This window comes from Devosia rhodophyticola, assembly GCF_028816475.1.
Taxonomy (GTDB): Bacteria; Pseudomonadota; Alphaproteobacteria; order Rhizobiales; family Devosiaceae; genus Devosia; species Devosia rhodophyticola.
In genome coordinates this window covers 37,029-62,030 of sequence record NZ_CP118247.1, presented here as the reverse complement: position 1 = coordinate 62,030, position 25,002 = coordinate 37,029, and the positions used below count along the sequence as shown (strand labels likewise).

The 25,002-nt window shown below is 56.0% G+C and carries 26 protein-coding genes, 2 tRNA genes and 1 pseudogene; 18 read left to right on the top strand and 11 right to left on the bottom strand.

Features of this window, described 5'->3' with window-relative positions:
* Nucleotides 1-83: 83 nt before the first annotated feature.
* The gene (locus PSQ90_RS00315; RefSeq protein WP_282211464.1) at nt 84-1,265 is read right to left on the bottom strand and encodes a type III PLP-dependent enzyme domain-containing protein; all 1,182 of its coding nucleotides are present in this window, start codon (nt 1,263-1,265) and stop codon (nt 84-86) included.
* Nucleotides 1,266-1,469: 204 nt separating this feature from the next.
* Here PSQ90_RS00315 and PSQ90_RS00310 point away from each other — a divergent pair, with 204 nt between their 5' ends.
* From PSQ90_RS00310 to PSQ90_RS00285, 6 genes and pseudogenes are all read left to right on the top strand, one after another.
* Nucleotides 1,470-2,960, top strand: coding sequence for a Do family serine endopeptidase (locus PSQ90_RS00310; protein WP_282211463.1), 1,491 nt, complete (start codon nt 1,470-1,472; stop codon nt 2,958-2,960).
* Nucleotides 2,960-4,290: pseudogene (locus tag PSQ90_RS00305) on the top strand (replication-associated recombination protein A). Before PSQ90_RS00310 ends, PSQ90_RS00305 begins: the two are co-directional and overlap by 1 nt.
* A gap of 11 nt (nt 4,291-4,301) precedes the next feature.
* The gene (crcB, locus tag PSQ90_RS00300; RefSeq protein WP_282211462.1) at nt 4,302-4,685 is read left to right on the top strand and encodes a fluoride efflux transporter CrcB; all 384 of its coding nucleotides are present in this window, start codon (nt 4,302-4,304) and stop codon (nt 4,683-4,685) included.
* Complete coding sequence (locus PSQ90_RS00295; RefSeq protein ID WP_282211461.1) at nt 4,682-5,671, top strand: RluA family pseudouridine synthase; 990 nt, start codon at nt 4,682-4,684, stop codon at nt 5,669-5,671. Before crcB ends, PSQ90_RS00295 begins: the two co-directional genes overlap by 4 nt.
* A complete protein-coding gene (locus PSQ90_RS00290) occupies nt 5,668-6,327 on the top strand; it encodes an HAD-IA family hydrolase (protein ID WP_282211460.1) in 660 nt (219 codons plus the stop codon). The genes PSQ90_RS00295 and PSQ90_RS00290 overlap by 4 nt, the downstream gene beginning before the upstream one ends.
* 6 nt (nt 6,328-6,333) lie before the next feature.
* Entirely contained in the window at nt 6,334-7,113 is a 780-nt protein-coding gene (locus PSQ90_RS00285; protein ID WP_282211459.1) for an ATP12 family chaperone protein, read from the top strand.
* Here the strand turns inward: PSQ90_RS00285 and folK are convergent.
* From folK to PSQ90_RS00265, 4 genes are read right to left on the bottom strand one after another with little or no spacing between them, the layout of a single operon-like run.
* On the bottom strand, nt 7,110-7,556 hold the full coding sequence (gene folK / locus PSQ90_RS00280; protein ID WP_282211458.1) for a 2-amino-4-hydroxy-6-hydroxymethyldihydropteridine diphosphokinase: 447 nt from the start codon (nt 7,554-7,556) through the stop codon (nt 7,110-7,112). The two genes, PSQ90_RS00285 and folK, sit on opposite strands and share 4 nt — an antisense overlap.
* Nucleotides 7,557-7,940: a dihydroneopterin aldolase gene (folB, locus tag PSQ90_RS00275; protein WP_282211457.1), complete on the bottom strand. Its 384-nt coding sequence runs from the start codon at nt 7,938-7,940 to the stop codon at nt 7,557-7,559.
* A gap of 4 nt (nt 7,941-7,944) precedes the next feature.
* Nucleotides 7,945-8,796, bottom strand: coding sequence for a dihydropteroate synthase (folP, locus tag PSQ90_RS00270; RefSeq protein ID WP_282211456.1), 852 nt, complete (start codon nt 8,794-8,796; stop codon nt 7,945-7,947).
* Between the two features lie 59 nt (nt 8,797-8,855).
* Nucleotides 8,856-9,722: an AraC family transcriptional regulator gene (locus PSQ90_RS00265; protein ID WP_282211455.1), complete on the bottom strand. Its 867-nt coding sequence runs from the start codon at nt 9,720-9,722 to the stop codon at nt 8,856-8,858.
* A 129-nt stretch (nt 9,723-9,851) separates the two neighbouring features.
* Between PSQ90_RS00265 and PSQ90_RS00260 the strand changes: the two genes are divergently transcribed.
* Entirely contained in the window at nt 9,852-10,790 is a 939-nt protein-coding gene (locus tag PSQ90_RS00260; protein ID WP_282211454.1) for a phytanoyl-CoA dioxygenase family protein, read from the top strand.
* Nucleotides 10,791-10,861: 71 nt separating this feature from the next.
* On the opposite strand, the gene rimO is transcribed toward PSQ90_RS00260, so the two are convergent.
* Nucleotides 10,862-12,190, bottom strand: a complete 1,329-nt coding sequence (gene rimO, locus PSQ90_RS00255) for a 30S ribosomal protein S12 methylthiotransferase RimO (protein ID WP_282211453.1) — start codon at nt 12,188-12,190, stop codon at nt 10,862-10,864.
* Nucleotides 12,191-12,425: 235 nt separating this feature from the next.
* Between rimO and PSQ90_RS00250 the strand changes: the two genes are divergently transcribed.
* Nucleotides 12,426-12,803 (top strand): DoxX family protein, encoded by a 378-nt coding sequence (locus PSQ90_RS00250; protein WP_282211452.1) that lies wholly within the window; start codon nt 12,426-12,428, stop codon nt 12,801-12,803.
* Here the strand turns inward: PSQ90_RS00250 and PSQ90_RS00245 are convergent.
* The gene (locus PSQ90_RS00245; protein ID WP_282211451.1) at nt 12,755-13,372 is read right to left on the bottom strand and encodes a DUF4282 domain-containing protein; all 618 of its coding nucleotides are present in this window, start codon (nt 13,370-13,372) and stop codon (nt 12,755-12,757) included. The two genes, PSQ90_RS00250 and PSQ90_RS00245, sit on opposite strands and share 49 nt — an antisense overlap.
* Before the next feature lie 23 nt (nt 13,373-13,395).
* A complete protein-coding gene (gene lipB / locus PSQ90_RS00240; RefSeq protein ID WP_407648141.1) occupies nt 13,396-14,157 on the bottom strand; it encodes a lipoyl(octanoyl) transferase LipB in 762 nt (253 codons plus the stop codon).
* An 84-nt stretch (nt 14,158-14,241) separates the two neighbouring features.
* On the opposite strand from lipB, the gene PSQ90_RS00235 reads away from it, so the two are divergent.
* Nucleotides 14,242-14,475 (top strand): FliM/FliN family flagellar motor switch protein, encoded by a 234-nt coding sequence (locus PSQ90_RS00235; protein WP_282211450.1) that lies wholly within the window; start codon nt 14,242-14,244, stop codon nt 14,473-14,475.
* 105 nt (nt 14,476-14,580) lie between these two features.
* Nucleotides 14,581-14,666 (top strand) — tRNA-Leu (locus PSQ90_RS00230).
* Between the two features lie 82 nt (nt 14,667-14,748).
* Here PSQ90_RS00230 and PSQ90_RS00225 read toward each other — a convergent pair.
* Nucleotides 14,749-15,108 (bottom strand): SpoIIAA family protein, encoded by a 360-nt coding sequence (locus PSQ90_RS00225; protein ID WP_282211449.1) that lies wholly within the window; start codon nt 15,106-15,108, stop codon nt 14,749-14,751.
* A 165-nt stretch (nt 15,109-15,273) separates the two neighbouring features.
* On the opposite strand from PSQ90_RS00225, the gene PSQ90_RS00220 reads away from it, so the two are divergent.
* Genes PSQ90_RS00220 through PSQ90_RS00205 form a run of 4 tightly spaced genes read left to right on the top strand, consistent with a single transcriptional unit; the run spans nt 15,274 to nt 18,427 of the window.
* Nucleotides 15,274-15,768 (top strand): MarR family winged helix-turn-helix transcriptional regulator, encoded by a 495-nt coding sequence (locus PSQ90_RS00220; protein WP_282211448.1) that lies wholly within the window; start codon nt 15,274-15,276, stop codon nt 15,766-15,768.
* A complete protein-coding gene (locus tag PSQ90_RS17180; RefSeq protein ID WP_456077338.1) occupies nt 15,768-16,544 on the top strand; it encodes an HlyD family secretion protein in 777 nt (258 codons plus the stop codon). The genes PSQ90_RS00220 and PSQ90_RS17180 overlap by 1 nt, the downstream gene beginning before the upstream one ends.
* Nucleotides 16,474-16,863: an HlyD family secretion protein gene (locus tag PSQ90_RS17175; protein WP_456077336.1), complete on the top strand. Its 390-nt coding sequence runs from the start codon at nt 16,474-16,476 to the stop codon at nt 16,861-16,863. The genes PSQ90_RS17180 and PSQ90_RS17175 overlap by 71 nt, the downstream gene beginning before the upstream one ends.
* A 22-nt stretch (nt 16,864-16,885) precedes the next feature.
* Entirely contained in the window at nt 16,886-18,427 is a 1,542-nt protein-coding gene (locus PSQ90_RS00205) for a DHA2 family efflux MFS transporter permease subunit (protein ID WP_282211446.1), read from the top strand.
* A gap of 8 nt (nt 18,428-18,435) precedes the next feature.
* Here PSQ90_RS00205 and rocF read toward each other — a convergent pair whose 3' ends face one another.
* A complete protein-coding gene (gene rocF, locus PSQ90_RS00200) occupies nt 18,436-19,443 on the bottom strand; it encodes an arginase (protein WP_407648225.1) in 1,008 nt (335 codons plus the stop codon).
* A 285-nt stretch (nt 19,444-19,728) separates the two neighbouring features.
* Between rocF and lon the strand changes: the two genes are divergently transcribed.
* The 4 genes from lon to PSQ90_RS00180 all read left to right on the top strand — a co-directional run bounded on the left by lon (nt 19,729) and on the right by PSQ90_RS00180 (nt 24,313).
* Nucleotides 19,729-22,155: an endopeptidase La gene (gene lon, locus PSQ90_RS00195; protein ID WP_282211445.1), complete on the top strand. Its 2,427-nt coding sequence runs from the start codon at nt 19,729-19,731 to the stop codon at nt 22,153-22,155.
* A gap of 165 nt (nt 22,156-22,320) precedes the next feature.
* Nucleotides 22,321-23,523 (top strand): TCR/Tet family MFS transporter, encoded by a 1,203-nt coding sequence (locus PSQ90_RS00190; protein WP_282211444.1) that lies wholly within the window; start codon nt 22,321-22,323, stop codon nt 23,521-23,523.
* A 186-nt stretch (nt 23,524-23,709) separates the two neighbouring features.
* Entirely contained in the window at nt 23,710-23,985 is a 276-nt protein-coding gene (locus tag PSQ90_RS00185; RefSeq protein ID WP_282211443.1) for an HU family DNA-binding protein, read from the top strand.
* 252 nt (nt 23,986-24,237) lie between these two features.
* Nucleotides 24,238-24,313: transfer RNA gene (locus PSQ90_RS00180), tRNA-Val, on the top strand.
* Between the two features lie 108 nt (nt 24,314-24,421).
* Here PSQ90_RS00180 and PSQ90_RS00175 read toward each other — a convergent pair.
* Entirely contained in the window at nt 24,422-24,871 is a 450-nt protein-coding gene (locus PSQ90_RS00175) for a YybH family protein (protein WP_282211442.1), read from the bottom strand.
* Between the last annotated feature and the right edge of the window lie 131 nt (nt 24,872-25,002).

Genomic DNA, 25,002 nt, shown 5'->3' with positions numbered 1-25,002 from the left:
TTCGATATGTAGCTGAGACTTGCGCAAAAAATTCCCGCCAAAGCGGGAATTTCAACATAATGGCCTGCGGCATCTCGATCAAATTATTCCGGCTGCACGTCCTTGCCGGTATAGACCTCATCGACCCAGAATTGGTCTCGGCGATCAAAGCCGTTAAACGGCGTTAGTGATGCCTGGGTATATGCACCCATCAAGCCGAATTCGATCCAGTCGTCTTCGTCAATATCTGCCGGTAACGTGAAGGTTTGCGGCAGCACATCGTAGCTGTCGCAGGTAGGGCCCCAGATTGTAAAGTTTTCAAACTGCCCTTCATTGTCGTGCACACGTGCGCCGCGCCAAACCCGGACCGGCGGGGTGAAATGCATGAACTTGACTTCCATCAGCGAACCATAGGCGCCGTCATTGACATAGACTGCCTGCCCACCGCGCTGATGTTTGACGCGGAGCAGGAGAGACGTCGAGGAGGTTACAAGCGCCCGGCCGGGTTCGATAATAAGTTCGGGCTTCTTCTTTTCGCCAAAATGGTCGTTCACCGCAGCCGCGATGGTTTCAAAATAGTAGTCCATTGGCGGCGCTTCGCTGGTCGGGTAGGGGGCCGGATAGCCGCCGCCGATGTTGAGGCGTTTGAGTTCTATGCCGGATTCTTCAACGATCCGCGCCGCCGCTGCAATGTGGCGTTCATAGGCATAGGCGTCTTCGCACTGGCTGCCGACATGAAAGCAGAGGCTCGGTGTGTAACCCATCTGATCAACCATCGACACGATTTCGGCGGCGCCTTGCTCCATGACGCCAAACTTGATGCCAAAATCATAGGATTTGAGCGCCTTGCCTGCCTTGAAGCGGGTTGTGACTTCGACATCTCGCGAAGGCGAAACGACAGCCGCCAACTGGTCCAACTGCTGGGGATGATCAATGGTAAAGGAGCGAATGCCGAATTCATCATAGGCGCGAGCGATCTCGCGCTTGTTCTTGATCGGATTGTTGTAGTGCATTGCCGCGCCCGGCGCGTGATCCCGCACCAATTCCATTTCGGTGTTGGAGGCAACATCGAACGCCTTCAAACCTTCGCGATGTAGCTGCGCGATAACGTGTGGCGACGGATTGCATTTAACCGCATAAGTCAGGAGCCCATCAAAGCCCTTGCGAAAGACCTTGGCGGCCTTGTGCAATTCACGTTCAGAAAACAGAAAGCTGGGAAAATCAGGTGCTTCAGCAGCAATTAGCGCTGATGTGTTCGGGAAAACGTGGAGGGGCTCGTCGGCCATTGGCGAAACGCCTTTCTGTGGCTGAGGTGGTTATAAAGAAGCGCTGCATATAAGGTCACTTGCCCGTTGCAGCAAATGAATATTTTGCTGAAACATTACCAATGCACGTGACACCTTAATGGCGCCCGATTTTGCGCGTTTGCCTCTGATGTCACGGTGGGCAATATTGAGTCCGCCAGCCTGAAACTGTCCTTGGTGATTATTATGACATTTCGTCGCTTCTCCCTTGCCGCCATCGCCCTTCTGGTGTTGGCGGGGCTGGGCTATTTTGCCACTACCCTTTCAAATCAAAATCAAAATAAAGCCATTGCCCAAGCCGCTGCAACGCCGCCGCCTGCGATCGCCCTTCCTGATCCCGTTGAACGAAGTGTTCCTCAAACGACAGCCCAGGTCAAATTGAGCTTTGCCCCCGTGGTTAAGATGGCGGCGCCCTCGGTGGTCAATGTTTATTCGACCCGCATTGAGCAGCAAAGCGTTTCTCCTTTTGCCAATGATCCGTTTTTTCAGCGTTTCTTTGGCCAACGAGGGCAGTTCCAGACAAGGCCAAGAGAGTCCCAGTCTCTGGGGTCAGGTGTGATCGTCGATGGCCGGGGCATTATCCTGACCAATAGTCACGTGGTCGATGGCGGTACCGAAGTGCGCATATCGCTGTCGGACGGACGCGAATTTGCTGTCGACGTTGTGCTGGACGACAAGAAGACCGATCTGGCGGTGCTCAAGATTCGTGATCCCAAAGGGCAGACTTTTTCCGCACTGAAATTTGCAAACTCTGATGCACTGCAGGTGGGCGACCTGGTTCTGGCGATCGGCAATCCGTTTGGTGTAGGTCAAACCGTCACTAGCGGTATCGTTTCGGCTCTTGCGCGAACCGGGGTGGAAAGCAGTGACTATGAATTCTTCATCCAGACCGATGCGGCGATCAATCCGGGCAACTCCGGCGGCGCTCTGGTCGATTTGGACGGCAATCTGGTGGGCATCAATACCGCCATATTTTCCAAGAGTGGTGGCTCTGTCGGCATCGGCTTTGCCATCCCGGCTAACATGGTGCGTGTTGTTGCCAACGCCGGCATATCGGGTGGCAAGATAGTTCGGCCTTGGTTTGGGGCAAAGCTGCAGGCAGTAACGACCGATATTGCGACCAGCATGGGCATGTCCGCCCCCCACGGCGCATTGATAACCGATCTGGCGCCCGATGGACCTGCCGAGCGCGACGGGTTTGCAGTGGGCGACGCGATCCTGGCGGTCGACGGGATTGCCATCGATGATCCGAGCGCCTTCAACTTCCGCCTGGCAACGCGGCAAGTTGGAAAAACGGCAACGCTTTCACGCCTCCGCAACGGGAAGGCTGAAGATGTAACAATAACCGTCGAGCCAGCACCCTCGGATTCTGCCTCGGTCGCGTCAGTCTCGGGCGACAGCAGATTTGCCGGCACCAGCGTCGCCGCCATCACGCCAGCCCTTGCAGAAGAAAAGGGTCTGCCCTACGACGCCTCTGGGGTTATTGTGACTGCAATTAAATCCGGTTCGCCAGCAGAACAAATGGGATTGGCCGTGGACGACATCATCATATCGCTGAACGACCAGAAATTTATCGATGCGAACGCATTTTTGAAATTGGCTTCGCAACGCACCCGCACGTGGCAGATCGTGCTTCAGCGCGGCGGACGCACCATCAGGACCATTGTGGCGGGCTGATGAGTGATCTGTTCACCCCCGATCCGATAGACCCAACGGACGAGCCCCCGGGTGCCCGCCCACTGGCCGACCAATTGCGGCCGCGGTCGCTCGATGCGGTCATCGGCCAAACGCATTTGCTCGGCCCTCAAGGAACGCTGCGGCGCATGATCGGCTCGAAACGTTTGGGTTCATTGATCCTGTGGGGCCCACCCGGTACCGGCAAGACAACAGTTGCCCGACTGCTAGCTGACGAAATTGGTTACCGTTTCGAACAGATATCTGCCGTGTTTTCAGGTGTTGCCGATCTCAAGAAGGTTTTTGAAAAAGCTCGCTTTGAAAGTCTATCAGGAAAAAAACGTTGCTGTTCGTCGATGAAATTCATCGCTTTAACCGTGCTCAGCAGGACGGGTTCCTGCCGGTCATGGAGGATGGAACAGTCGTCCTTGTTGGCGCAACCACCGAAAATCCGTCTTTTGAGTTGAATGCTGCTCTGTTGTCGCGCAGTCAGGTGTTGCGCTTTGAATCGCTGTCCCTAGGGGACCTCGAATCCCTGGCGCAACGGGCCGAAGCTCTAACCGGCGCGCAATTGCCGCTCACACCCGAGGCACGCGCAACGCTAATGACCCTTGCCGATGGCGACGGGCGTGCTCTGCTCGGGCTAATTGAAGAAATCCTTGCATCAGCTGGAGACGATGAAACGCTCGACGGCGCTGGACTGCTGACGGTGGTTCAGAGGCGGGCCCCGATCTATGACAAAGCTCAGGATGGCCATTACAATCTGATCTCGGCCCTGCACAAAACCATCCGCGGTTCCGACCCTGATGCGGCGCTCTACTATTTCGCCCGAATGCTTGACGCGGGTGAGGACCCCCTGTTTCTTGCGCGACGGCTGATCCGGATGGCAGTTGAAGACATCGGCCTGGCTGATCCACAAGCGCTGCCGCAGGCAGTTGCAGGGCGCGATGCCTTTCAAATGCTCGGTTCACCCGAGGGCGAACTTGCGCTGGCTCAGGTCGTGGTCTATTTGGCGTTGGCACCAAAATCCAATGCCGTCTATGTCGGTTTCAAGGCGGCAACCAGCATTGCCAAGGCAACGGGGTCGCCCATGCCACCCATGGTCATTCTTAACGCGCCAACCAAAATGATGAAGGGCGAAGGATACGGCGATGGTTATGTTTACGATCACGACACCCCTGAAGGATTTTCTGGCCAGCAATATTTTCCCGAAAAGATTGGTCGCCAGGCTTTCTATCAACCGGTTGAACGCGGATTTGAGCGCGAACTGAGCAAGCGCATGGACTATTTCGGCCGACTGCGTGCTGCAAAAACCGAACGGAACGACGACTGAAAGGACGCATCTTGCAGGCATTTTTATTGGTTGGCGCTGGCGGGGCGATTGGCGCTATGGGGCGTTTTGGTGCGTCGAGTGTAATCGGCAAATTCTGGCCCAGCCAGTTTCCACTTGCGACGCTATTGGTGAACGTTCTGGGTTCCTTGGCCATGGGAATATTTATCGGTTGGCTGGTCAAAGCGATGCCGGCTTGGGCACCTGAGGCGCGATTGTTTGTAGCAATCGGCATGTTCGGCGGGTTTACGACCTTTTCGTCCTTTTCACTCGATACAATTGCCTTGTTTGAGCGTGGCCAAATAGTCTCTGCCGCGCTCTATATTGCCTTGTCGGTTGCTGTTTCAGTGGCGGGCCTATATCTGGGTCTTTTGCTAACCCGGGGAATGCCCGCATGAGTGCGGTTCAACAGCGCAAAGTACATAGCGACGAAGACGGCATGAGGCTTGACCGCTGGTTTGCCCTGCATTTTCCGCAACTTGGTTTCGGGCGGCTGCAAAAGCTCATTCGCAACGGCGAAGTTAAAGTCGATCGATCAAAGGTTGCAACAAGTACCCGTCTTTCGCCGGGGCAGGTCGTACGCATCCCGCCCATTGATGACCCGGACACGGTAAAACCGATCAAGCTCAACAATGAGGATGCTGACTTCATTCGAACGTTGATCCTATATGAGGATGACGACATCTATGTCCTCAACAAGCCCTTTGGCCTTGCTGTGCAGGGCGGTAGTGGCACATTTCGGCATCTCGACGGGATGCTCAAGAGTCTGCCGAACAAGAAGGGTGAAGCACCGCGTCTGGTTCACCGGCTGGATCGTGATACATCGGGCTGCCTTATTGTTGCCAAGACTCACGCTGCCGCCAGTCACTTTGGCGCGGTGTTCCGGTCCCGCTCGGCCAGAAAAATTTACTGGGCCGTTGTCGCGGGCAATCCTACGCCCCGGCAGGGCGAAATTTCCTGTTTCCTGGGAAAGCGGAAGACGCCGGACGGCGAGCAGGTTGTTGTTGTTAAAAATGGCACACCGGGCGCACAGCACTCGATGAGCTACTATTCGACGACAGACACTGCCAGCCGACGTTTTGCCTGGCTTACGCTTAAACCTGTGACCGGTCGCACCCACCAATTGCGCGTCCATACGGCCCAGCTTGGTACGCCGATCATCAACGACCCACGTTACTTCAATATTGAGAACTGGCAGGGAGCAGTTGGATTGGGTGAGGGACTGCACTTGCATGCGCGTCGCATTGCTTTACCGCTGCGCTCCGGCAAAAGGCTCGATGTATCTGCCCCCTTGCCGCCGCACATGCAGCAAACCTTTGACGCTCTCGGGTTCGATGCGGGCCGGTATGACGCCCAGGCTGGCGATCCGGAGGAAGAGGCGTGAGCCTCATTGTCTTTGATATGGATGGCACTCTGATCGATACGCAAGGGTTGATCAGTGAACACATGTCCGCAACCTTCGCCGGGGCAGGGTTGTCGGCCCCGACCGCGGCAGAATCACGCCGGGTGATTGGTTTATCCTTGCCAATCGCCCTCTCGCGGTTGGCGAAGTCGGATGATCACGAATTGGTTTCGAGACTAGTCGAAAGCTACCGGAACCACTATCGGGCCTCTGTTGTCAGCGATGCGAACCGCGAAGCGTTGTTTCCGGGTGCATTACAGGCCTTGAACCGGCTTCGGCAGGACCCGACAAAGACATTGGGGATTGCCACCGGCAAAGGTCTTGCAGGCGTCAATCGCATTCTGGAACTTCATGGTCTGACCCAATATTTTGCCACCCTGCAAACGCCCGACCACAATCCCTCAAAGCCCAATCCGGGCATGCTATTAACGGCGATGGACGAGACAGGTTCGGGGACAAGCGAGACGATCATGATCGGGGACACGACATTCGATCTGGAAATGGGGCGGGCAGCCGGGGTCAGAACGATCGGCGTTACCTGGGGTTATCACGAACCGAGCGAACTCATCCCCTTCGCAGACACGATGATTGATGCTTACGATGATCTCGACGACGCCATCCAGCGGCTATTGGAGTAATAAACCATGCGCGATCAGTTAGAGGAAGCGGGTAAGCACCGCGATGACGGTTACGGCCGTGCCCAGCATCATGTCAAAACCCAGTTGCCCAAGCGCTTTTACAGTCAAACCGGCGTTTCGCCTGTCGATGGCGGTTTTAGCGTTACGCTCGATGGACGCGCCACCAGAACGCCCGCACTGAAGCTTCCTGTGGTTGTCCCGCACGCCGATATTGCCATGCATATGGCCGACGAATGGGCTGCGCAGGGCGAATTGATCGATCCGGCCAAAATGCCGATGGTACGTCTTATCAATTCCGCACTCGAAAGTGGCGAGGCACTGGTGCCCGCGTTTCGAGACGAAGTGGTCAAGTTTGCCGGCAATGACCTGCTGCTGTACCGGGCCGATTATCCAAGCGAACTGGTTGCCGAGCAGGAGACGCATTGGGACGCGGCCCTGGTCAAGGTTGCCCGGCACTTTGGCGTTTCATTTCAGCCCACCGTGGGCGTTATGCATCAGGACCAACCGCCCCCTACGCTTGCGCGGTTGGCTGAAGTGCTGCAGCACGAAAATTTGTTGGTCATGACAGCGCTGGTTTCGATTACCGGAATCTCTGGCTCAGGAATCCTTGCTATCGGTCTGTGGCATAAGCTTTTTACGCCGGACGAATTGTGGACGGCCGCTCACGTTGATGAGGATTTTCAGAACCGGCAATGGGGTATTGACGAGGAGGCCGCTGAACGGCGCCGCATGCGCCGTCTTGAATTCGACACCGCTGTCAAAGTATTGGATGCGCTGCGCAATTAGCCCCGACCGTCCGCCATTTCGATGACCCAATCCACAACGTCGGGTGCGATTTCGCGTAGCGGATCAAGCACAAAATCTCGCATGTGTGCATGGGGATGAGGCAAGTTGAGGTTGGAGGATTTCAATGTCAGGCGATCATAGGCAATTATGTCGATATCGATGCGCCGAGGGCCCCAAACTTCTTCGCGCACCCGCCCCATTGCCAGTTCAGTCGTTAGACAAAACGTCAACAGGTCCAGCGGTGTAATGTCAGTCTCGATGGCAATTGCCATGTTGGCGAAGTCGGGTTGGTCGGTCTTTCCCCATGCCTTGGTGATGATGACGCCCGAGCGGGCCGTTACGGCGATTTTGGCGTGAGCATCCAGGCGTTCGATGGCCTCGGTCAGCTGAGCAACCGGATCGCCGATATTGGCTCCTAAACTGAGCCAAGCCTTTGCTTTCATTTACGAACTCCGGTGACGGCGTAGTTCGATAGCGGCTTCGCCACGGACCATGGCAATGGGCGCCTCGGGTTTGCGGACACGAACCTTGACCCATTGGACTTCGGGGAAGGTGTTGAACAGGCCGTCGACAATGTTCTGTGCGACGGCCTCGATCAGATGCATCCTTTTGTTTTCAAATGCGAATTTAACGGCATCGTAAATTTCGGCATAGGAAACGGTTTGGCTGACCTGATCGGTGGAGGCGGGGGCTGAAAGGTCGACGCCGCATTTGAGGTCGATAAAGAATCGCTGGCCAAGTTTCATCTCTTCATGCATCAAGCCGTGATAGCCGTAAAAACCCAAGTCTTTCAATATGATGCGGTCGCCCGAAAACTTCTTGCCCATGGCGTCACCTTATCTCTTCAGGGGGACCATACAGCGTTGCAGCGGCGACGCGAAGGGCGTCGCGATTGGCGCGAACATCGTGCACACGAAAGATGTGAGCGCCATTGGCGTATGCCAGAACATTGGTGGCAATTGTGCCGGCCAGACGGTCCTCGGTGGTGTTGTTCAAGAGCCTGCCAATCATTGATTTGCGCGAGGTACCTATCAGTAACGGAAAGCCAAAATCGGTTAACATCCGGGTAGCGTTGAGCGTAGCATAATTGTCGCCCAACGACTTGCCGAAGCCAAAACCGGGATCAAGGATCAGTTTTTCCCGACTTACCCCCGCCGATTCGGCGACTGCTATAGTTCTGGTGAAATATCGTTCGATCTCGGAGAGGATGGGTTTGGCTTGATCGCGATCATTATCCCAGTGCATAGCGATGACCGGGGCATTATGAAGAGCTGCCACCTGAGCCATTTGCGGCGCGCGCAGCAGGCCATGCACATCGTTGATAATCGTGGCACCGGACTGAATGGCCTGATCGGCCACGAGCGGTTTGTAGCTGTCGATTGAAAGTGGGGTAGTTACGCCGGCGGCGATCAGCGCCTCGATCACCGGGATGACGCGGTCCAACTCCTCCTGGGTCGACACGGGAGCGGCACCGGGACGGGTGCTTTCGCCACCAATGTCGATGATATCGGCGCCATCCGCAATCATCTGTTGTGCGTGTGCAACGGCAACATCGAGCAAGTTGAAAGCACCGCCATCTGAAAAACTGTCCGGAGTGACATTCAGTATCCCCATTACCACCGGGTTGCGGCCAAGCGCTAGCGAGCGTCCATCAGCGAGATTGATATCGTAGTGTTTATGCATAGGTCGTCCGGTCTCGTGGGGAGGGTCAATGACATCGCAATCCATTGATAGTCCAATATCTACCGCGTCGCTTGAAAGTTTTGACGATACTGGCTGGGTGTCAAACCTTTGAGTGCCTTAAACTGTCGGTTGAAATTGGCGAGCGAGTCGTAGCCAACTTCGCCAGCGATGGTGCCAATCGGCACAGTGCCCGAAGAGAGCAGGGCGCAGGCACGCCCAATGCGAAGTCGGATGAGATACTGACTGATACTTTGATTAGTTTGTCGTCGAAAGCTGCGATGCAACCCGGAGGGACTGAGCGCGGCGATATCTGCGAGTCCAGCGATGCTGAGCTTCCCGGCAAAGTTCCGGTGAATGTAGTCGAGCACCCGATCCAGCCGCGTCCTTTCGGCGCTCGGCCCGACGACTTCGGGACCACTGGTCGCCAGCGGACGGGATCCGCCATCCAGTGACAATGTGCCCAGAATGCCCAGCAACGCCAAAAACCGCTCGAACGGTGGTAGGTCAAACAGCGCCTCTATCCGCGGCCGAACCGCTTGCGAAATTGGGCGCGAAAACATCAAACCGGTCGAAGCCCTTTGCAGAAGCAAGGCGGTACCGCCCAATTCGGCATAATTGCCGGTCAACCGCTCTGCCCAAAGCTTGTCGAACCAGATAACCAGGGCGCGGTGCGGACGGTGTGGGTCAAGACGGGACAGCGAATGCCACGTGTGTGGCAGGTAGGGCGCGATCAAAACCAGATCGCCATCATCATAGCGATCAATATGGTCACCGATAAACCGCTGGCCGCTCGAGTTGAGCGTCAGTGTCAGTTCAAACTCGGGGTGATGGTGCCATTGAAACGGAATGCCGTCCGCAAGTTGACGGTCGAACAATGTCCAAGACGTTCCGTCCTCAACACTAACGCGTTCCAGAAATGGCTTCATGTGGCACCAACGACAAACGTTATGCCAAGATAGTATCAATATTTGCCATTTGGCGGCAAGCGGTTCGGGCGGATGAGGGCTAGTGTGGTGGTTATCAATGACCCCAGAGGGGAGCAATGGGAGAGACTAATGCAGACGCAAACCAGTCGCGACAGCCATCCAACAACCAGCGTGGTTTCAACCCAACTCAAGGACATGGTCAAAAGGCTGCCGCTGCGCGTGCTCAGTCCGGCCGACTGGGAGCATTGGACAACCAAAGGCTATGTAATTGTGCGCAATGCGGTTCCCGAGGAGAATGTCGAGCGGCTCAAGGCCTTGCTCTGGGAATTTGATGAGAAGGACCCGAACGATCCCTCAACATGGTATGCGCCGCAGCGCCGCGACCACATTATGAAAGAACTCAACGGCACCGGCATGGTAGAAATCTATAACCACCAATATCTTTGGGACAATCGCATGGTGCAGCGCGTCCACGACGCCTTTGTAGACATTTGGGACTTGGAAGAACTCTGGGTCGGAATTGATCGCGCCAATCTCAACGTGCCCAAAAAAGTGCATGGCAATCCAAACGGCTTTATACATTGGGACAGCGACACCTCGCTCGATCCGCTGCCAATCGGCGTGCAGGGCGTACTCAGCCTTGTAAAGCAGGATGGGGACGTTGGCGGTTTTCAGTGCATTCCGGAACTGTTCTACAACTTTGACGAATGGGTCAAAACCCAACCCGCCGACCGCGACCCCATGCATCCCGACACCACCGGCCTGACCATCACCAACATAGAGTTGGAACCCGGCGATCTGATGATCTTCAATACCTTACTGGCCCATGGCGTGCGCCCAAACCATTCCAGAGACCGCGTGCGGATGGCGCAATATATTTCGATGTATCCTGCCAATGAGGGCGATCAGGCGGATAGGGACGAGCGCGTGCGGCTATGGCGCGAAATGGACTCGCCCAAGCGTGATGCATTTCCGGGTGACCCGCGCCAGTGGGAAAAGAAGCACGCTAAGACAGCGGTGCTAAACCCGCTGGGCGAGAAGTTGTTGGGATTGAAGAGTTGGGCCTAGGCGTGATGCTTTGAGGCGCCGCGCCATGAATCAAAACCTGAACCGGCACCTCTAAACGCTTGAAACGACTCTCAATTCGCCTGACTGGGCTCGGCGAACAGATCGTATTCATCGCTGTCGGTCACCAGCACCGAGACAAGATCGCCCGGCTTGATATTGGTGGCATTGTTGACGATGACCTGGCCGTCGATTTCAGGCGCGTCCCATTTGGAGCGAGCAATAGCGCGGTTGTTGTCCTTGTCAACATCGTCGACCAAAACATCAATGGTCTGACCAACCTTCTTGGCCAGCTGACCGGTTGAAACGTGCTGGGCTACCTCCATGAGGCGCTCAAAGCGATCCTGCATGACGTCGTCGGGCACAATGCCTTCCAGTTCGTTGGCGGGAGCACCAGTAACCGGCTCGTATTTGAAACAGCCAGCGCGGTCGATCTCTGCCTCTTCGATCCAGTCCAGAAGAAATTCGAAATCTTCCTCGGTTTCGCCGGGGAAGCCGACGATGAAGTTGGAACGGATTGCGAGGTCAGGGCACTCGGCGCGCCACTTGTGGATGCGGTCCAGCGTTTTGACCTGATTGGCGGGGCGGCGCATGGTCTTGAGCACGGACGGGGACGCGTGCTGGAACGGAATATCGAGATAGGGCAAGACCTTGCCCTCGGCCATGAGGTGGATGACCTGATCGACATGGGGGTAGGGATAGACATAGTGCAGGCGAACCCACGCGCCCAGCTCGCCCAGTTCCTTGGCCAGATCGTAAAATTTAGCCGCAACCGGACGGCCTCGATAGTTCGACGTCGCATATTTGATGTCAACGCCGTAGGCGCTGGTGTCCTGCGAGATGACCAATAGCTCCTTGGCGCCGCCGCGCACAAGGGCCTCGGCCTCGCCCAAAATGCCCGCCGCCGGTCGCGAAGCGAGATCGCCGCGAATCTGGGGAATGATGCAGAACGAGCACCGATTGTTGCAGCCTTCTGAAATCTTGAGATAGGCGTAGTGACGTGGCGTCAGTTTCAGCCCCTGTTCGGGCAACAGATCAACGAACTTGTTGGGCACTGGCGGCAGGTGCTCGTGCACCGCGCTCACGACGCTTTCGTATTGATGCGGTCCCGAAATCGCCAAGACGCTGGGATGGGTCTTGCGGATCAGTTCTTCCTCAACGCCCAGGCAGCCGGTAACGATGACGCGGCCATTTTCGTTAAGCGCTTCGCCAATCGCCTCAAGACTTTCCTGCTTGGCGCTATCCAGGAAGCCACAGGTATTGACCAGAACAACATCGGCCCCCGCATAGTCACGGCTGAAGGAATAACCCTGCGCTCGCAACGTCGTCATGATGCGTTCGCTATCTACGAGGGCTTTTGGGCAGCCGAGGCTGACCAGGCCAATTTTTGGCGCTTGGGTCATATTCCAATAGTCTCTTTTGGTAACTGAGCGCGCGTCATACAGATTTCCGGCCCAAAGCGCAATGCGTGGGCCCCGCGTCAGCGGTAGGTCTGGAATGTACTGAATGGTCAATATGACGAGTTTGGAGCGATACGGCGAACGGTGTTTTCAACAGAGAGCGGTTTGCGGAAACGACGCAGACGGCTAGAGGAGGAGCGGTGATCACCGTCGATGGTCGGTTCGAAAGGAATATTCAATGTTTGACCGAGTTTCCAAATATTCTCCGCAGGTACTGTGCGCCCTGCGTGTCGTTGTGGCGCTGCTCTTCGTCATGCACGGGACGCAAAAACTTTTGGGTTTCCCCGCCACCGAAATGCAACCGCCGCTTATGAGCCTATTTGGCCTTGCGGGAATAATAGAGATTGTAACCGGCTTGATGATGCTTGTCGGTTTTTACACGCGGCCAGCCGCCTTCGTGGCCTCGGGCACCATGGCTGTTGCCTATTTCATGATCCATGCGCCGATGAGCTTATACCCCGCCAACAATGGCGGAGAGGTGGTAATCTTTTTCTGCTTCGTGTTTTTCTATCTGGTGTTTGCCGGGCCGGGCGCTTGGAGCGTCAACCGTAAATAGTCGCTGATACCGTCGTCAAAATGCCCGTCACGACAGCTTCGTGGCGGGCATTTCTTATGTTTTGGATCAGGTAACGTCTTTGGGCTTGGGCGGTGCACGTTTTGCCGTCCGCTTTGGCTTGAACGGTTCCCCGGCGCCGTCGCCGGAGCGGCAACGAAAGGAGCAGGTTCCGTGGCGGGGGTTATTTCGTCGTCGTCTTCATCCTCCCCGCCCTGTTCGGCGAGGTCGCGAATGGCATCGCGTACTTCGTCGAGCAGGGACGCAGAAAACCGCGACCTATTGACTGTTTCGCCAGCGACTTCATGAGCCTTGAAAAAGACCAGAAGCGCTTCGCAGCCGATCCGCAGGCCAATCCAGGCGAGAAGCCCAAAGACGAGAATTTCAAGTAAACCCCAGAGCCCGCTGCCAAAACCGAAGCTGAAGCTGAAAAAGATTGAGCTGATCACCCACAGCAGTATGCTGGCCAATCCCAACGCGTAAAGAATTGGGACAAGCTTGGGTGCCAATATCGCATCGAGCCGGAACAGCGTTTGGCGGGTAAACAGACGTTTGAGATCATCAAGAGTCATGGTCGGCTCCTATATCGATTCGATTATGCTTGAAGGTGACCAAGCTTGGGCGCGCTGACAAGGCCTTCTGCATCGCTGACTACAACCGGGCCAAAATTGGTCTCAAAGGCAAGGCGGAGTGCCACATCAACTTCTGACATCAAGGCCAACTGGCCCAAATCCTCAAAGCTGGTGACGCCCTGATCAGCAATGCCGCAGGGGATAATGCCCTGATAGTGCGAAAGATCCGGTGAAACATTGAGCGAAATGCCGTGGAACGTCACCCATTTGGATACGCGTACGCCGATGGCGGCAATTTTGTCTTCGCGCCCCGGACCCTTGTCGGGTCGCTGAACCCAAACCCCGATCCGGCCAGCCCGACGTTCCCCGCGAACGTTGAAAGCGCCCAAGGTGTCGATTACCCAGCTTTCCAGTCCTTCAACCAGACGACGAATGTCGCGCCCACGTTGACGCAGGTCCAGCATCACGTAGGCGACGCGCTGCCCAGGCCCATGATAGGTATATTGCCCGCCACGGCCCGCGTCATAGACTGGGAACCGATCCGATAAAAGGTCCGAGTGCACCGCCGATGTGCCAGCAGTGTAAAGGGGAGGGTGCTCCACCAGCCAAACGGCTTCGCCAGCTTCTTCGGCGGCAATCGCCGTGGCACGTGCCCGCATGGTTTCGAGGGCAAGAGGATAGGGAACCAGCGGTTCTGATGTTATCCATTGGGCAGGCGCGCCGTCTGAGCGTCGTAAATTGGTTGGGGCAGATTGCCTTATTGTATCGGGTGTTAACGCTTCCATAACCATAGTCGCCAAACAATTGCCCACGAGATTCCGTTGGGCGCACCATGCGCCGGACCGGCCCGAGGTTCCAGACATCTATTTATGAGCACATTAGAGAATATTGAAGTGAACATCACCGTCGAACTTGGTGCGGCAACCATGCCCGTGCACCATTTGCTGCGCATGGGGCGCGGCGCGGTGATCGAACTGGATACATCCGAGAACGATCCGATGCGGGTTTATGCGAACAACACGCTTGTCGCCCATGGCGAAGTCGACATTGAGGGCGGCAATTTGCGCGTCCGCGTTACCGACAAGATTTTCAAACGCGACTGACGTCCCAAATCTGTCTGGATAAAACAGATTTAATCGCTTGAGGTTGGCATTGAGCTTTGCTACATGCTGGCACGCTTCGCCTCCGGGCAAGCATTACCATGGCGTGCGGTCGTGGCGGAATGGTAGACGCGCAGCGTTGAGGTCGCTGTGGGGTAACACCCGTGGAAGTTCGAGTCTTCTCGACCGCACCAAACTCTTTTTGAGTTCTAGACTAATGCCGGGCACCTTGCCCGGCATGTTTGTTTAACGGTTCGCGATTCGGCAACTTCAGCCTCAAGACTGTCTGGCCCATTCGATCGCGGCCTGGGTTTGCCCGGGTGCAAATATTTTCATTTTCAATGATGGAACGATTGGGTCCAGGTGTTCAGCCAGGAAGGCAATCCATCTTTTTTCGGTGAGTAAGGCCATCCGGTGGAACTGCCCTAACTTGCCCAGTAGCCCAATTTCATTTTTTACGTCGGCCACGACGGCATCCCGTGACGCATCCTCGAATTCGGTGATATCGATAACCACCCCGATGGTCTTGTTTGCCTGGAGTTTGGAATCAATCGCTTCGTAGAACGTCTTGACGTCCTCCAAACCGGCCTCGCCAGACAATTTGGTCGCAAGAATGTTTTCGGGACCTGCTATCAATTTTAGCATTGTTATCTCCTGATTGTTTGATGTTGTTCAACGCGTCCCCCAAAAATGACGTTGCATTACCATCCGTTAATCATTGACCCCGATGCGCAAAGCTCTGGGTCCAAAGCATGCGACATTTGCATTGACTTTATAAGCGTCCTTATTATATGTGCGCATATGAAACGTGCACCAGAACCGCTTGCAGAAGATCTGAAGCCATTGAGTATGGCTGACATCGCGCCCAGGAGCTTCCTTGTTGTCGCTGTTGCAAAGCAGTTTCGGCGGGCATTTGAGATGCACGCCAAGCGTCACGACCTGACACTGCCGCAATGGCGCGTGCTGGCGCAGCTGGCCGCGTCTGGCGGTTTGACCCAAGCAACACTGTCCAGCCTCGTTGAAACCGATCCCATGACGGTTAGCGGCGTCCTGGATCGTCTGGAAACGCGCGGACTGGTTGTGCGGACCGCCGACGCCAATGACAGCCGGGCAAAAATAGCGAGCGCCGCGCCGTCGGCGTTGAAACTGATCGAAGAGCTCAAGGTTCTGGCGGTCAGCGTCAGCGAAGACGCATTTGCCGGTGTATCGGAGAGCGAACGCACCCTGTTGGTCAGCGCTCTGACCAAAGTATCGCAAAATTTGTCCGGTCATCTGGCCCGGCGCGAGGATCAATAATGAACGCCCCACTGAAAAAAGACATTGAAGCCACAGCCGAACCCGTTGACGCTGCACCCCCGGCGAAAAAGCGCGGTCGTCGCACTGCTTTGATGATCGTTGTGCCGCTGGTGTTGGCCGGCGGTGGTGCATACGTCTGGTTGACAGGCGGGCGATATATCGACACCGATAACGCCTATGTCCAACAGGTCAAGGTCTCCCTCTCCGCCGATGTCGGGGGCAGGGTGATTGAAGTCGACGTGCGCGAAAACCAGAAAGTCGCCGCAGGCGATGTGCTGTTTCAAATTGATCCTGAACCTTATCGCATAGCGCTGGAACAGGCCGAGGCAGGCCTGGCAGCGGCGCGCGCCAATGTTGAGCAATTGCGGGTCGCCTATGGCACGGCGCAGGCAAAACTTGATTCTGCTCGCCTGGCGTTGGACTTGCGGCAGCGCGAATTTGATCGGCGCAAATCTTCTGTTGATCAGGGCATTTCGGCGACGGCAAGTCTGGACGATGTCGCGCTGGCGCTGCAGACGGCCAAATCGACCCTGTCGCTGGCCAATCAGGAACTGGCGGCCGCAACTGCAGCGCTTGCGGGCAATCCTGACATCAAGACCGATGATCATCCAACGGTGCGTACGGCGATCGCCCAACGCGACAATGCCCAGCGTAATCTCGAAAAAGACTACGGTCAGGGCACCGGCCGGAGGCATAGTCAGCCAGATGGCCAGCCTCAACGTCGGTCAGTTCATCGCTACCGGCAGCACAATTGCCAGTCTAATCAAATCCACTGACACCTGGATTGATGCCAACTTCAAGGAAACCCAGATTGAAGGGCTCAAGGCTGGGTTGCCAGTCGATGTCGGTGTTGATGCCTATCCCGGCCTTGAACTGCATGGCACCGTTGACAGCATTGGCGCGGCTACAGGTTCGCAGTTTGCGCTTATCCCGGCTCAGAACGCCACGGGCAACTGGGTCAAGGTAACTCAGCGCATTACCGTGCGTGTCAAGCTGGATGAGGCCAATGAGGCCAATATGCCCGAACTGCGCTCAGGCATGAGCGCCACGGTTGCCGTCGATACCGGCAGAACAACGCTCGAAAAGATGCTCTGATCCAGCAGGAAGGCGCATCATTATGGCTGCCCCCGAAACCGTTTCAGCACCCGCCGTTGTGGTGGCGAACAAGGGTCTGTTGACCTTCGCCATCATGCTGGCGACGATCATGCAGGTTCTCGATACAACCATCGCCAATGTGGCGCTGCCGCATATGCGCTCAAGCCTTTCGGCCTCGCAGGACGAAATCAACTGGGTGCTGACGTCCTATATCGTGGCTGCGGCCATTGCGACTCCGCTGACGGGGTGGTTGGCGGATCGGCTGGGACGGCGTGTTCTGATCCTGGGCGCAGTTGCCGGGTTCACAATATCATCGGGATTGTGCGGACTGGCTCAAAGCTTGCCGGAAATGGTCATGTTCCGAGTATTTCAGGGCATATGCGGCGCAGTGATGGTGCCGCTCGCACAGTCGACACTACTCGACATCAATCCGCGCGAAAAATTTGGCCAGGCCATGGCAATTTTCGGGGCGGGTATCATGGTCGGCCCGATCATCGGGCCTACGCTGGGCGGCTGGTTGACCGAAACTTTCAATTGGCGCGCTGTTTTTCTGGTCAATTTGCCCGTTGGGATTGCGGCTTTGACCGCGCTGGCCCTGTTCATGCCCAAGAGCAAAATCAATCTGCGGCGTTTTGATTTTTTCGGCTTTTCGATGCTGGCAATTTCAATCGCCTGCATGCAACTTCTGCTGGACCGGGGGCAGGTGGTTGATTGGTTTGATGCGGTGGAAATCTGGATATATCTGGGTGTGTCCATCAGCGGGCTTTGGGTATTCATTGTTCATTGCCTGACCGCAGAGGACCCATTCATTGACCTCGCCATGTTCAAGGACCGCAATTTCGCGACCGGCCTGATTTTTATCTTCGTCGTTGGCATCACCACCTTTTCGGGATTGGCCCTGCTGCCGCCGCTCCTGCAGTCACTGATGGGATATCCCGTGATCGAAACGGGAATGGTTATGGCCCCACGCGGAGTTGGCACCTTTGTGTCGATGATTTTGGTTGGCCGCCTGATGGGAAAATTCGACCCGCGGATCATGGTAATCGCGGGGCTGGTTATTTCCGCCTGGTCGCTCTACATGATGACTGGCTTCAATCTGGAAATGGATCAAACGCTGATCATGACAAGTGGGGCCCTGCAGGGGCTCGGCCTGGGCATGGTGTTTGTTCCCCTTTCAACCTTGGCCTTTGTGACGATCAAGCCGCAGTTCCGCGTTGATGCGACAAGCTTTTTTAGTTTGGTCCGTAACGTTGGATCCGGTGTCGGCATCTCGATGGTGACCGCTGTTTTGGCGCAAATGCTTGCGGTTAACCACGCCGAACTCGGCGAGCGCGTTGATCTGAGTTCGCCGGCAATGCAACAGGCAATTGGTGCTGTCGGTGGTAACAATTCCATCATGGCAATGCTGGATGGACTGGTGCAACAGCAGGCGGCCATGATTGCCTATCTTGATGATTTTAAGCTGATGATGCTGGTGACGCTGGTGTCGATCCCGATTGTGTTTTTTCTCAAATCAGGCGGCAAAGCTGATAAGCCCGACCCAACGCACGCCATGGCTGAGTAGTCTGGCGCCTAGTGTGCAACCGGCGTCGCCACAATTAAGCGGCGCGTCGGTTGGCGCGGCATAATCTGACGGCCGAAAAGGCTCGCGGTCAGATCCACCAGGATTTCGGCGCTCCGCCCGGCATGGTCGAGGAACAGGTTGAGTTCGACAATATCGAGCGAACCCAGGCATTGCGCGTCGTGCAGCATTTCCATGGCAATATGGGCTTCCCGATAGGTTAACCCACCAGCAACCGGCGTGCCCGCACCTGGCGCAATCGCAGGATCAATGGCATCAACATCCAGACTAACGTGCAAATGCGCATCGGTTGCCTGCACTTTCTCAATAATCTCGCGCATGAGAGCAGCGGCGCCCAACTCATCGATGCGACGCATATCCACGACATCGACACCGCGCGTTTCCAGCAATTGACGTTCGGCGCGATCAATTGATCGTGCGCCAAGGATCGTTACATTTTGTGGATCGACGCTACCGCGCCAGTCACCCCGAAACGCTTCGCCAAATTCCGGTTCATTGCACAGCAGCGCCAATGGCATGCCATGCAGGTTACCTGAGGGCGAAGTTGCTGGCGTGTTAAAATCACCATGCGCGTCGATCCAAAGCACATGCAGCGCCCTTTTGGCCGCAGCACAATGGCGCGCGACGCCGGAAATCGTACCCATTGACAGACTGTGATCGCCACCGAGGAATATTGGCAGGCGTCCGCGCTGCAAGGAGGCCAGACCCTTTTCGCTGCTTTGCGCCGCAAGCGCCAACACTTCTGCCTGTCGGGCGGCGACAGAGAGCTGGTTCAGGCCACTTTCCTTGCGCAGGTCGCCCAAATCCGCAACATCATGGCCCAGGCTTACCAGCGTTTCGCGTAATCCAGCCACCCGCAGCGCCTCCGGCCCCATGCTGCAACCACGACGCGAAGCGCCGGCATCGCTGGGAATGCCGAGTAGGTCAATTTGAAGGGGGAGGGTGCTTGCTCTGGGGGGGTGGCGTTCATGGGCAAATCCTGGATGTCGGTCGAACATCACGCTAGCACAATCCGGCCAAAGACCGAGATTTTGTCTCGCTGCATATTGTTAGCACGCTGTGAATCAAGGGATGTCGATTTCCGGTTTCAGTGATTAATCCGTTTGGTCGGCAGGTCCAGGCCTTGCGGCTATTGATTTGGTACAAAATAATGGGGGTTACCTTGTCCTAACCGCACTTAGCCCTATTTATTAATCGGAATCAGCCCATGATATGGTCTAGGGCTGTCTGTTTACGGGCGCGCTTCCCTCCTTCCTTCCAGCGCGCCCCGGAAAGGAAAAGAGATGTCGGACCTCAATCCCGCCGGCGGTGATACCAGCCGGGATCGGGTTTATCCTGTTCTCCCCCTGCGCGATATCGTGGTGTTCCCCGGTATGATCGTGCCGCTGTTCGTTGGTCGCGAAAAATCGGTCAAAGCGCTCGAAGAGGTCATGCGCGACGACAAGCACATTCTCGTCGTAACCCAGAAAAACGCACAGGATGATGATCCTGCGCCCGACCAGATCTATGACACAGGCACCATCGCCACCGTGCTGCAGCTGCTCAAACTGCCCGACGGCACCGTCAAGGTGTTGGTCGAAGGCCTGAGCCGCGCCACGATTGATCGCTATTTGCAGACCGTCGATTATTTTGAGGCTGAGGCAAGCGTTTTGTCTGAGCCCGAACATGATGCCACCGAGCTTGAAGCTCTGGCTCGTTCGGCTCAGTCCGAGTTTGAGAATTACGTCAAGCTCAACAAGAAGATCAATGCAGAGGTCGTAGCTGCCGTCAGCCAGATCGAAAACCACTCCAAGTTGGCCGATACCATCGCCAGCCATCTGGTGATCAAGATCAACGAAAAGGAAGACCTGCTGGCAACCGTCTCGGTTGCTGACCGGTTCACCAAAATTTTGGGCCTGATGGAAGGCGAAATTGGCGTCCTGCAGGTGGAAAAGCGTATCCGTTCCCGCGTCAAGCGCCAGATGGAAAAGACCCAACGCGAATATTATCTCAATGAGCAAATGAAGGCGATCCAGCGCGAACTCGGCGATGGCGAGGAAGGCTCCAACGAGCTGACCGAACTCGAGGAACGCATCAAGAAAACCAAGCTTTCCAAGGAAGCCCGCGCCAAAGCCGACGGAGAGCTCAAGAAGCTCAAGGCGATGAGCCCGATGTCGGCCGAAGCCACGGTCGTACGCAACTATCTCGATGTGTTGCTGGGGCTGCCATGGGGCAAGAAAACCAAGGTCAAGCGTGACCTGCTGCTGGCCGAAAAAGTCCTCGACGAGGACCATTATGGTCTCGAAAAGGTCAAGGAACGCATTCTCGAGTATCTGGCGGTGCAAAGCCGTACTGGCAAGCTCAAGGGGCCAATCCTCTGCCTTGTCGGCCCTCCAGGTGTCGGCAAGACATCTCTGGGCAAGTCCATCGCCAAGGCGACAGGCCGCGAGTTCGTGCGCATGGCGCTGGGCGGGGTTCGGGACGAAGCCGAAATCCGTGGGCACCGCCGCACCTACATCGGCTCCATGCCTGGCAAAGTAATTCAGTCGATCAAGAAGGTTGGAAAATCCAATCCGCTGTTCCTGCTCGACGAGATCGACAAGATGGGTCAGGATTTCCGCGGCGATCCGTCCTCGGCGCTGCTCGAAGTGTTGGATCCTGAACAGAACCATACATTTGCCGATCACTATCTTGAGGTCGACTATGACCTTTCTGATGTGATGTTCGTGACCACCTCGAACACGCTGAACATTCCAGGCCCATTAATGGACCGCATGGAGATCATCCGGCTGTCCGGCTACACCGAGCAGGAAAAGCATGCGATTGCAAAGCAGCATTTGATGCCGGAAACCCTCAAGGAAAACGGCCTTGAGGCCAAGGAATTCATCCTTAGCGATGAAATGCTGACGGCCCTGATCCAGCGCTATACCCGCGAAGCCGGGGTGCGTAGCCTGAAACGCGAGATTTCCAAGCTGATGCGCAAGTCGGTGGCCGAAATCCTGCGGACCAAGGTCAAATCGGTGACAATCGATGAGGAGCTTTTGACCAAGTTCCTCGGCGCTGACATCTACACGCACGGCGAAATCGAAGCCGAAGCGCAGGTCGGCTTGGTAACCGGACTTGCCTGGACTTCGGTCGGTGGCGAATTGCTGACCATCGAAGGCGTAATGACCCCCGGAAAGGGGCGCATGACGGTGACGGGCAACATCAAGGAAGTAATGAAGGAATCACTGACGGCCGCGACCGCCTATGTGCGCTCGCGTTCGATTGATTTCGGCATCAAGCCGCCGATGTTCGATACGCGCGATATCCACGTGCATTTGCCCGAAGGGGCAACGCCCAAGGATGGACCGTCCGCCGGTATCGGTATGGCGACCGCCATTGTTTCGGTCATGACCGGCATTGCCGTTCGCAATGATATCGCCATGACAGGCGAGATAACGCTGCGAGGCCGGGTGCTGCCAATTGGCGGGCTGAAGGAAAAACTTCTGGCAGCGCTTCGAGGCGGCATCAAGACTGTGTTGATTCCCGAAGAGAACATGCGCGACCTGGCCGAGATTCCCGATATCGTCAAGGAAGGCATGGAGATCGTGCCGGTTAGCCGCATGGATCAGGTGATCAAGCGGGCGCTGGTACGCGAGCCTGAACCGATTGAATGGAATTTTGACGAACAACCGGCAACACCCGTTGCCGTTGATACCGAAGAAGTCGTAGGCGGTTTGCCGCACTGATTTCGGCTTCGACGTGACTGCAGACGGCGGCCCGAGGGCTGCCGTTTTGCATTTCGATCCCCGGTTGGATCGCGTTGTGACTGGGCGGAATAAAAGCAGAACATCGGCTTGATCGCGAACCGCGAACTCAGTATGGTCCGCGGGACGAAATGTTGAGCGGAAAACATGAACAGGCCACTGGTATTGATTTTGGCCGCCGTCATGCTCGATGCTATCGGCATTGGGTTGATTTTTCCCATTCTCCCCGCGCTATTGCGGGACGTCACCCATACAGCCCAGATCGCCACGCTGTTTGGCATCATGCTGGCACTTTATTCGGCCATGCAGTTCTTGTTTTCACCGGTGCTTGGCGTATTGAGTGATCGATTTGGTCGTCGACCAATTCTGCTGTTGTCGCTGGCGGGTGCGGCCACCGACTATGTGCTGATGGCCGTGGCGCCAGAACTCTGGATGCTAGTCTTGGGGCGCGCCATTGCGGGCATCACCAGCGCCAATATGGCGGTGGCAACCGCTTATATCACCGATATTTCGCCCGAGAAGGATCGTGCGCGTCGGTTCGGTTATTTCCACGCAATGTTTGGTGTCGGCTTCATCATTGGGCCGATATTGGGCGGATTGCTGGGCGATTTTTGGGTGCGCGCGCCATTCGTGGCAGCCGCCGTGCTGAATGGGCTCAATTTCGCGCTGGCACTATTTCTTTTGCCCGAATCGCGGGCAGGGGATCGTAACGGCCGGTTCGAGTGGCGGGCACTCAATCCATTCATTCCCCTGCGTTGGGCACTGACCTTCAGGGCACTCGTGCCGATGATGGCTATCTTCGCCATCATGAACTTCGTCGGCACCATGTACGGCACCGTCTGGGCACTCTTTGGAGAGGACAAATTTGGCTGGAACGGGTTAGCCATTGGCCTGTCGCTTGGTACGTTCGGATTTTTCCATGCCGGCGCTCAGGCGTTTCTAACTGGACCGGCAGTAAAATGGATGGGTGAGCGGTGGGCCTTGGTCGCTGGCATGGGATTTGAGATTATCGCTTTGGTGACGCTCGGCCTGACATCTGAAGGGTGGGTTGTCTTTGCGATGGCGCCGCTGTTTGCATTGGGGGGCATCGGCATGCCGGCATTGCAATCCTTGACTACCTCACAGGTTGGCGCCGACAAGCAGGGGCAACTGCAGGGCGTTCTGGCAAGCCTTGTCAGTCTGGCGGCCGTATTTGGACCATTGTTTTTCGGGCTCTCCTACTTCCTTGTTCGGCCCGGCTGGCCAGGCTCGATCTGGATCATCGGCGCTGCTATTTATTTGCTTGCCCTGCCATTAATTCTGAGTGTGAAACGGCGCGACCCGGCAAGTACCCAGCTGGACCGCCTGTAACGCCCGGAAACAGGGCAGATAGGCAAAATAGCTGTCAAAAGCTCATTTTTCGCTTTCATTCACAGAAATACACGCTCGAAAATTCCAAAGCGCCCGGATTTCCTTGCCTTTCACGCAGAATCGCAAAAAGGTGGCGGCGTTTTGGTTCGCCAGCTTGGGCGGGCATTCGACAGTGAGGAAAACACTATGGCTAACAAAAATGATCTGATCGGCATCGTTGCCGAAAAGGCAACCCTGACCAAAGCTCAGGCTGCCGAAGCCGTTGATGCGGTATTTGAGGCAATCACCGCTTCGCTCAAAGCAAAGGAAGAAGTTCGTCTGGTTGGATTTGGCACTTTCGCCGTCTCCGCTCGCAAGGCCAGCACCGGCCGCAACCCGGCTACCGGCGCAGAAATCCAGATCCCGGCTTCCAACCAGGCAAAATTCAAGCCCGGCAAGGGTCTTAAAGACGCTATCAACTAAGAAGACTTGGAAGAATTTATTCAGGATCGACCGCGGCGCTGCCAATCTGGCCTGTATCCAAATCTGGTGCAAGGCCGCACAACAGACGAGCTTTGCCCCTGATATTCTTCCAGACTGAGCACGTCATATTGCGACGTGCCGATTGGCCCCGAGCGATTTAAGCCGGGGCCATTGCTTTTCCTGATTTTGATGGGTTGACGCCGCGCGGCGCTGGCCCTAATCAGAGCCACCGAACAGCAGTGATGGTGCTTCGGGCGATTAGCTCAGTTGGTAGAGCGCCTCGTTTACACCGAGGATGTCGGCGGTTCGAGTCCGTCATCGCCCACCATTATCCCACCTTTGTTTTCATCATTCCTACCCACTTTTTGGTGACGTTGTAGAAACAGGTATCGGTAAGTTTATTACCCCATCCGAAAAAATACCAAGGTCACTGATTTTAAGGCGTAGGCTGCCACATATCCGCGGATATCAACCATCCGCCCTCAGCGAGCCTGAAATATAACATCGTACGACCCTGGATGAATGTCTCGGCCGCTCCGTTCGGGCGGATGGTCGCCTGCCAGACAAAGATCACTGCCGCCCGATCCGTGCCGCGTTCCGTGCGCGGGTTGCCGGTTTCGAGAACGGAATACCCGCCAGAAAAATTGTTCGCCCACACGTCTCGGATCGCTTTTCGTCCAGATAGTGCATTGGAGTTTGAACCAAGCAACAGGGCATCGTCGGTATAGAGCGCCGCAATCGCATCGGCGTCGCGCGCGGCGACTGCTGCAATCATCGTGTCCAGCGCCTCGCTGGGGTTGGCCATCGGTGTCGCAGTTTGGGCGAATGCCGTGCCACAAAACAGAAGACCGAATACCAACGTAAGCAGGTAGATTGCAAAGCGCATATTGTTTCCATCCATTGCCATTGCCAAATAGACTTGCCTTTTCTTGCATATTGTCGCGGCTTTGTGTGTCAATCAAGCGCCTTAACTTCGCGCATGCATGGATATTGGAAACTGGCGCGATATAAAAGGCG